This is a genomic window from Rubrivirga sp. (genome assembly GCF_049648075.1).
Lineage (GTDB): Bacteria > Bacteroidota > Rhodothermia > Rhodothermales > Rubricoccaceae > Rubrivirga.
Window position 1 is genome coordinate 1 of sequence record NZ_JBARYR010000221.1, and the last position, 7670, is coordinate 7670.

The 7670-nt window shown below is 65.0% G+C and carries 8 protein-coding genes; 6 read left to right on the forward strand and 2 right to left on the reverse strand.

Annotation, left to right across the window (positions count from 1 at the left end):
- The 6 genes from WBA11_RS06390 to panB form a co-directional block, all read left to right on the forward strand.
- A partial coding sequence (locus WBA11_RS06390; protein ID WP_424519872.1) for a site-2 protease family protein occupies positions 1–484 on the forward strand: 484 nt, incomplete at its 5' end.
- Positions 485–586: 102 nt separating this feature from the next.
- The gene (locus WBA11_RS06395) at positions 587–1390 is read left to right on the forward strand and encodes an isoprenyl transferase (RefSeq protein ID WP_424519873.1); all 804 of its coding nucleotides are present in this window, start codon (positions 587–589) and stop codon (positions 1388–1390) included.
- A gap of 268 nt (positions 1391–1658) precedes the next feature.
- The gene (gene bamA / locus WBA11_RS06400) at positions 1659–4073 is read left to right on the forward strand and encodes an outer membrane protein assembly factor BamA (protein ID WP_424519874.1); all 2415 of its coding nucleotides are present in this window, start codon (positions 1659–1661) and stop codon (positions 4071–4073) included.
- Positions 4074–4102: 29 nt separating this feature from the next.
- Positions 4103–4642, forward strand: coding sequence for an OmpH family outer membrane protein (locus WBA11_RS06405; protein ID WP_424519875.1), 540 nt, complete (start codon positions 4103–4105; stop codon positions 4640–4642).
- A 19-nt stretch (positions 4643–4661) separates the two neighbouring features.
- On the forward strand, positions 4662–5267 hold the full coding sequence (locus WBA11_RS06410; RefSeq protein ID WP_424519876.1) for an OmpH family outer membrane protein: 606 nt from the start codon (positions 4662–4664) through the stop codon (positions 5265–5267).
- 73 nt (positions 5268–5340) lie between these two features.
- A complete protein-coding gene (panB, locus tag WBA11_RS06415; protein ID WP_424519877.1) occupies positions 5341–6177 on the forward strand; it encodes a 3-methyl-2-oxobutanoate hydroxymethyltransferase in 837 nt (278 codons plus the stop codon).
- 36 nt (positions 6178–6213) lie between these two features.
- Here the strand turns inward: panB and WBA11_RS06420 are convergent, their stop codons facing one another.
- Both WBA11_RS06420 and WBA11_RS06425 read right to left on the reverse strand, forming a co-directional pair.
- On the reverse strand, positions 6214–6534 hold the full coding sequence (locus WBA11_RS06420; RefSeq protein ID WP_424519878.1) for an FmdB family zinc ribbon protein: 321 nt from the start codon (positions 6532–6534) through the stop codon (positions 6214–6216).
- A gap of 22 nt (positions 6535–6556) precedes the next feature.
- The coding region (locus tag WBA11_RS06425; protein ID WP_424519879.1) for a serine hydrolase domain-containing protein at positions 6557–7670 on the reverse strand (1114 nt) is incomplete at its 5' end.

Consider the following 7670-nt stretch of genomic DNA (forward strand, 5'->3'; position numbering starts at 1 on the left):
CATCGCGCCCCGCGCCGCGGGCGAGCGGTACCAGCTGGGGGTCGGTCTCGACGGGACGGCGGTCGGCCAGCGAATCGACACGCTCGGTCCTCTCCAGGCCATCGCCGTCGGCGCCTCGAGGGCGACCGCGACCACGACCGGGACGTTCGCCTTCATCGGCAAGCTGTTCACGGGGCGCGAAAGCGTGCGCGACAACGTGGGCGGCCCGCTGATGATCGCGAAGCAGTCCAAGGAAGCCGCCGACCGCGGCGCCCGCCAGTTCTGGGAGTTCGTCGCCTACCTCTCGATCGCCCTGGCCGTGTTCAACATCCTGCCGATCCCCGCCCTCGATGGCGGTCACCTGGTGTTCCTCGCCTACGAGGCCGTCGTCCGCCGTGAGCCGTCGCTCAAGGTGCGGATGGTCGTTCAGCAGGTCGGCGTCGCGCTGATCCTCGCGCTCATGGTGTTCGTGATCTTTAACGACGCCGTCCGCTGGTTCGGCTAGTCCGCCCTCGAGGACGGCTCGCCCTCGAGGGCGCGGCCCAGGGGAGACCCTGGTTAGCGAGACCTCCCGCGAGCGTTGCTGGCTCCCGGGCTACCTTCTGGCATGGCGACTCCGCTCCTCGATACGCCGGTTCAGCTCACCTCTGTCGCTCAGACGGACGCCGACCGTGCGCTCCAAGGCGCGCTCAAGGCTCGTGGTCCCATTCCGGGCCACATCGCGTGCATCATGGACGGCAACGGTCGTTGGGCTCGGCAGCGCGGCAAGACGCGCGTCAAGGGCCATCACGAAGGGGTCATCTCCGTCCGGGATATCACCGAAGCCTGCGCCCAAATTGGCGTCGAGCACCTGACGCTGTACACGTTTTCGACCGAGAACTGGCACCGTCCTGCGGCCGAGGTGACGGCCCTGATGGAACTGCTCGTTCGCACGCTGCGCAAGGAGGCCGAGCGCCTGCACAAGAATGGGATCCGTCTCCACGCGATCGGCGACCTCGAGAGGTTGCCGCCTCGAGGGCAGCGGGAGCTTCGAGAGGCCTTCGACCTGACGGCCGGCAACGACCGTATGACGCTGACGCTGGCGCTGAGCTACGGCTCTCGATGGGAGATCACCGAGGCCGTGCGCTCGCTCGTCGCCGAGGCGCAGGCCGGGCGTCTCGACGCTGCCGACGTCACCGAAGAGTTGGTCACCGAGTCCCTCTTGACGCGCGGCTTGCCGGACCCCGACCTCCTCGTGCGGACCGCCGGCGAGATGCGCCTGAGCAATTTCCTGCTGTGGCAGGTGGCCTACACCGAGCTGTTCGTCACGGACTTGATGTGGCCGGCCTTCCGTCGGGAGGAGCTGTACCGCGCCGTGCAGAGCTACCAAGACCGAGAGCGCCGGTACGGCCGCGTGGCGGACGAGAGCTGACCGACCTCGAGGTCGGCATCGCCACATTCGAAGGCCGGGAGATAGGGCAGAGGAGCGCGCACTTGCAATAAGCGGTCGGGGGCTCCGTTCGACCGCCGTGCGCCTTGGACCGTCTTGGGCTCTTTTCGCGCTCTCTCAGCCGACCCACCAGAGAGAGCCCGGTACCTTCGCTGTTTCCGTCGGTGGACCACCGCCGCGCTCGCAACCAAAGAATCGCTCTGTGCGCGTTTTCGCTCTCGCTGCCCTCGTCCTGGCTCCCCTAGCCGCCGTGGCTCAGGCCCCCGCCGCGCCCTCGCAGGCTCTGCAGCGCTACCAGATTCTATCTGTGACGGTTGAGGGCGCTTCTGACGAAGGAGGCCAAGCCCTGGTCCGGTCCATCAGCGAGCTACGCCCTGGCACCGATGTGCAGTTGCCATGGGATCCGCAGTTCGCCGAGGCTGTCCGTCGTCTCTACGCTCGGGGAGGGTACTCGGACGTCGAGATCGAGGCGACGGAGGTCGCTGGGGACGGCGTGTTCCTGACCATCAAGGTCGTCGAGGAGCCCCGGCTGGCGCTGTTCGAGATCGAGGGCCTCAAGTCGTCGGAGCGTGACGACGTACGTCCCCAAATCCCCTTGCTTCGAGGCCGAGCGGTCCGCGAGGCCGATGTCGAGCGCGGCCGAATCGCCATTCGAGAGCTCCTGCGCGAGAGCGGGTACCGGTCTCCCACCATCGAGGTCGCCCGAGCCGTCGGGGACGACGGGCGTGTCACGGTCCGCTACGACGTGGACAAAGGCGATCGCCTGACGGTGACGGACCTGCGGTTCTTTGGCAACGAGGCCTTCTCCGATAACTCGCTCGGTCGCCAGTTCAAGAACACGCGCGAGCGCCGGTGGTGGCGCTTTTGGAAGCGGGAGACGTTCGACGACTCTGGGTTCCAAGAGGACCTCAACTCGCTCGTCCGGTTCTACAACGACCGCGGCTACTTCGGTGCTCGCGTCGTCCGTGACTCCGTCTACACAACGACGAGCGAGGATGGGAACGAGGACCTGATCGTCGAGGTCGAGATCGACGAAGGGCCGCTGTACCACGTCCGCGACATCGTTTTCGAGGGCAACACGGTCTACACCGACGACCAACTCCAGTTTGCGCTCGGCGTCAACGGAGGCGACGTCTACGACCGGTCGCGACTCGACCAGAGCCTCGGCCTCGTCTATTCCGAGGACAAGTCCGACATCTCGTCCCTGTACCGGGACCAGGGCTACCTGACGTTCCGCATCGACCAGGAGGTGATCGAGGCGCCCGGCGACTCGCTCGACCTCTTCTTTGAGATCACGGAGGGCGAGGTCTACGAGTTCGGAGAGGTTCGAATCGCGGGCAACACGCGGACCAAGGAGCACGTGATTCGGCGTGAGCTGCGCACCGTCCCGGGTCAGACCTACAGCCAGGTCGCGATTGAGAGGAGCGTTCGTGAGCTCGCGACGCTCAACTACTTCGACCCTGCCAGCTTCGGTGCTGGTCCCTCGATCTCGGTCGACGACAACTCGAGGACGGTCGACCTGGTCTACAACCTGTCGGAGATCTCGTCCGACCAACTCGAGCTTTCGGGTGGCTACGGTGGAGGCAACGTGGGTCTGATTCTGACCGCACGGGTCACGTTCAACAACTTCTCGATCCAGAACCTCGCCCAAGGATTCAAGGGCGGAATGCCGACAGGTGACGGACAGCAGCTCTCGCTCCAGGTTCAGACCTACGGCACGCAGCAGCAGGTCTATTCGCTGTCGTTCACCGAGCCGTGGTTTCGAGGACGCCCGACGCCTGTCGGCTTCTCCCTCTCGTACCAGAACGTCGACTTCTCCCGATTTAGGAGCGAGGCGGCGCAGTACGGCTTGGCCTCGGCTCGGGTCTTCTACCGCCAGCGCCTCAAGTGGCCGGACGACTTTTTCTCGACGGGCACCAACATCGGCTACAAGTTCTACGACGTCGAGAACCTGAACAGCCCGGTACTCCCGGAAGGCATCAGCCAGGAGCTGACTCTAAGTCAATCTCTGACTCGTAACGCGCTCGACAACCCGACCTTCCCGCAGAGTGGATCGAGCTTGGGGCTCACGTTCACGGTCGCGCCGCCGATCGGAGACTTTATCCAGTACCACAAGACGGACTTTCAGACGGCGTTCTACACGCCGGTCGTCGGCCGGCTGACGGCCAGCGTTCGAACCCAGTTCGGGTACATCGGCTCGCTCACCGGCGACGACGTTCAGTTCCAGCGCTACTTGATCGGCGGCACGCCGCTCGAGGCCAGTGGCCGGTCTGGCGCAGGGCGGGGGTTTGGTCGCGACCTCGTTTACCTGCGAGGCTACCCGCTGCAGGCCATCGGGCCGCGGCTGAACGGTGAGCCGGTTGGCGGCCGGATCTTGAACAAGTACGAAGCGGAGCTCGGGATCCTCCTTCTGCAGACCCCTCAGCTTTCGTTCGCTCCGTACCTGTTCGCCGACGCTGCTAACACCTACGACTCGTTCGACGATTACGACCCGGCACGTCTCTTCAGGTCCGCTGGAGCCGGCGCACGTCTGTTCTTGCCGATCCTTGGATTGGTCGACTTGACGATGGGGTACCAGATTGACTCGTTTACGCCCTTTCCGGGCGACAACTTGGGAGAAGCTGAGCCGCAGTGGCGGTTCCAGTTCTCGTTGGGCGGCCGATAAGGCTCCCGTCTCACTCTCCCTCCGCCGCCATGCGTTCGTCCCTCGTCCTCCTCATCGCGTTGATCCTCGCTCCTGCCGGGCTCGCCCAGCAGCAAATCGGATACATCGACTCCGACAGGATTCTGTCTCAGATGCCGGAGTTTCAGTCGGCCCAGCAGGCGCTCGAGCGACAAGCCAGCCTGTGGCAGACGGAGGTCGAGGAGGCCGGGCGGGAGGTCGAGCGGATGTCCGATGAGTTCGCTGCGCGCGAGATCCTCTTCACGGAGGAGGAGCGGACACGGCAGCTCCAAGCGATCGAAGCAAAGCGCCAAGAACGCGACGCCCTTCGTGCTCGCTACTTCGGCCCGCAGGGCGAGCTATTTCGTGAACAACAGACCCAGCTCCGCCCTGCCCAAGAGCGATTGTTGGCGGCCGTAGAAATCGTCGCCGAAGAAGGTGACTACGACTACGTGTTCGACCGTGCCGGGGACTATGTCTTCCTCTACACACGTTCCCGCTTTGACCTCACAGATGCCGTGCTCCTCGAGCTCGGCGTCGGCGTCGGTGCCGCGGCACCGGGCGCTCGTTGATCTTTCCTTCCCAATACGCATGACTTCCCGTTTCCTACCTCTATTGGCATTCGCCCTCATGGGCTCAGCTGCCATCGCCCAGCCAGTCAAGGTCGGGTTCGTCGACACGGACCAGATCGTGATTCGGATGCAGGCGTTCGCCGACGTTCAGCAGCAGCTCCAGCAGCAGCAGCAAGCCGTCGGTACCAGGGTCCGGGTGATCCAAGACTCTCTGCAGCAAGTGCTCCGCACCCGCGTCGAGGAATATCAAACGTTTGACCAGAGCCCGATCGCGACCGACGAGGCTCGCTTTCAGCGGCAGCAGGAGATCGTTCAACTGCAAGGCCAGGTCGAGCAGGCCGAGGTTCAGGGCCTCCAATACCTGAGCTACACCGAGGCGCGGCTCCTCCAACCCGTTTTAAACCAGATCGACGAGGCGATCCGTGCCGAGGCCGAGAGCGGCGGGTACGACCTGATCCTCCCGACGGTCGCCAACAACGCTCCAGTATTCCTCTACCGAAGCGAGCGCGTCGAGGACCTCACGGTTCCGATCATGACCCGTCTTGGGGTCGATCCTAACATGGCACCGATCGGGACACCCTCTGCTCAGGCGGCACCGGTCGAAGCTCCGAGCATCGGCAACTAGACCGTCCGGTCGGACGTCTGTGGAGGGCGCCATCTCGAAGCAGGTGGCGCCCTCCTCCGTTTTTCCTTGGGCCATGAGCACCGAAACCGTCACCTCGTCCTCGACGACCGCCGCAAAGCGCGTCACCACGCAGACCCTCCTGGCGATGCGGGACGAAGAGACGCCCATCGCGATGCTCACGGCGTACGACTACACGTCGGCGCGGTTGCTAGACGAGGCGGGGGTGGATGTCCTGCTGGTGGGGGACTCGGCCTCGAACGTGATGGCCGGCCACGAGACGACGCTGCCGATCACGTTGGACCAGATGATCTACCACGCGCAGTGCGTGGTTCGGGGCGTGCAGAGAGCCTTGGTCGTCGTCGACCTTCCGTTTGGTGCCTACCAGGGCTCGAGCCGGGAGGCGCTGCGATCTGCCATCCGCGTGATGAAGGAGACCGGCGCGCACGCGGTGAAGCTGGAAGGCGGGGCTACCGTCCTCGAGTCCGTCAAGCGTATCCTCGAGGCCGGGATTCCCGTGATGGGGCACCTCGGGCTCACGCCGCAGAGCATCTACAAATTCGGGACCTATCGAGTCCGCGCTAGGGACAACGACGAGGCCGACTCGATCCGGCGCGACCTTAAGCGGCTCGCTAAAGCGGGCGTGTTCGGAGTCGTCCTCGAGAAGATCCCGTCCGAGCTCGCGGTGGAACTAACACAAAGCGTCGACATCCCGACGATCGGCATTGGAGCGGGTGTCGGCTGCAGCGGTCAGGTGCTCGTCACGCACGACCTTCTAGGTCTGACAAAGGACTTCAACCCCCGGTTCGTGCGTCATTATGCCGACCTGGGGGAGGCCGTCGTAGACGCCGTCGGCCGGTACGTCGAGGACGTTCGGCTCGGAGCGTTCCCGAGTGAGGCCGAGAGTTACTGAACGACCTCGTCCTCGAGGGCGAGACGGCTGCGCTAGCTAGTCGTCCGACGAACTCGAGGTCGTGCCCGTGGAACTCTCCGTCGAGGACGAAGACTCGGTCGACGAGGCCGATTCCTTCTTTGTGCTCGACTCCGACGTCGAGGACGGCTCGCCCTTGGCCTCTTCCGAGCCCGAGTCCTTGCGGACGTAGTCGGTCAGGTAGAATCCGTCGCCCTTGAACTGGAGGCCAGCACCTCCGGAGATGACTCGCTTGACGGGCACGCCGGTATCCGGGTCCTCGGTCAAGGCTGGCGCGGAGATCTTCTGGAAGACCTCGAAGGTGGTTCCGTCGGGTCGGCGGTACTCGTACGTGGGCATAGAGGGGGACTGTGAGGTGTTCCTACCGAGTGACGGCGAGGTCGTCGGGGACCGGGCCGAATCCCCACGCGGTGTGCGCCATGCCGGACGGCGTTCGGACGGCGTTGGCGACCTCGTTGGCGAGGGACGTTCGGACGTCTCGGATCTGTCGGTTGCGACGAGTTGGGTGGACGCGGTTCGTGAGCAGCACCACGAACAAGCGCGTCTCGGGGTCGATCCAGATCGAGGTGCCGGTGAAACCGGTGTGGCCAAAGGCTCGAGCGCTGAGGGCGCCCGCGGAGGTGTTGCCGCGACCAGCGTTGACCATCCAGCCGAGCGCCGTGGGATAGGTGCTACGGAGGCGGACGTGCCTCGTGAAGCTGTCCAGCGTGGCGCGGTGGAAAAGTCGAGTTCCATATCCGCGGCCACCGTTCGACAGCACGAACGCGAATCGGGATAAGTCGGACGCGTTCGAGAACAGTCCCGCGTGGCCTGCGACGCCTCCGAATACCGAGGCGGCCTCGTCGTGGACCTCGCCCTGGAGGGTCCGGCCGCGCCAAAACGAATCGGTCTCGGTCGGGGCGGCGGCTGGGTCGACGACTCCCACCTCACGGAACCCTGTCTGGTTCATGCCTAAGGGGGCGAAGACCTGCTCGTCGAGCAACTGATCGAGAGGTCTCTCTGCCACGGCCTCGAGGACTTCTCCCAGAACGATCATGTCGAAGTCGCTGTACCTCGACCGCGTGCCGGGCGGATACCGAAGCGTGTCGGCATAGATGAAGTCGAGGGCGGCGCGCCGGTCCAGGCGATCGTTCGCGTGGAACGGGTACCACGCTCGATGACCTGCCGAGTGCTCCAAGAGCTGCCGCACCGTGACGAACTCTTTGCCGAGTCCTCGGTAGCGCGGGAGATACTGAACGACCTCGGCATCGAGGTCGAGCTCTCCGTCCTCAACGAGCTGCATGGCTGCGGCCGTGGTGCCGACGACCTTGGTCAGCGAGGCGAGGTCGTACGCCGTCTCCGGCGTCACGCGGCTTCCGCCGGGCGTGAGGGTTCCGTACCCGCGAAGGCGCAGCAGGACCCCATCGCGACCCACGGCCACCGCGCCCCCCGGGAACGCGCCGTCGCGGACGGCGGCCTCGAGGACGCCGTCGATC

Excerpts from the sequence above, each read along its gene's own strand:
- WBA11_RS06395 (WP_424519873.1), top strand. The coding sequence starts at position 587 with ATGGCGACTCCGCTCCTCGATACGCCGGTTCAGCTCACCTCTGTCGCT.
- WBA11_RS06405 (WP_424519875.1), top strand. The coding sequence starts at position 4,103 with ATGCGTTCGTCCCTCGTCCTCCTCATCGCGTTGATCCTCGCTCCTGCC.
- WBA11_RS06410 (WP_424519876.1), top strand. The coding sequence starts at position 4,662 with ATGACTTCCCGTTTCCTACCTCTATTGGCATTCGCCCTCATGGGCTCA.
- panB (WP_424519877.1), top strand. The coding sequence starts at position 5,341 with ATGAGCACCGAAACCGTCACCTCGTCCTCGACGACCGCCGCAAAGCGC.
- WBA11_RS06420 (WP_424519878.1), bottom strand. The coding sequence starts at position 6,534 with ATGCCCACGTACGAGTACCGCCGACCCGACGGAACCACCTTCGAGGTC.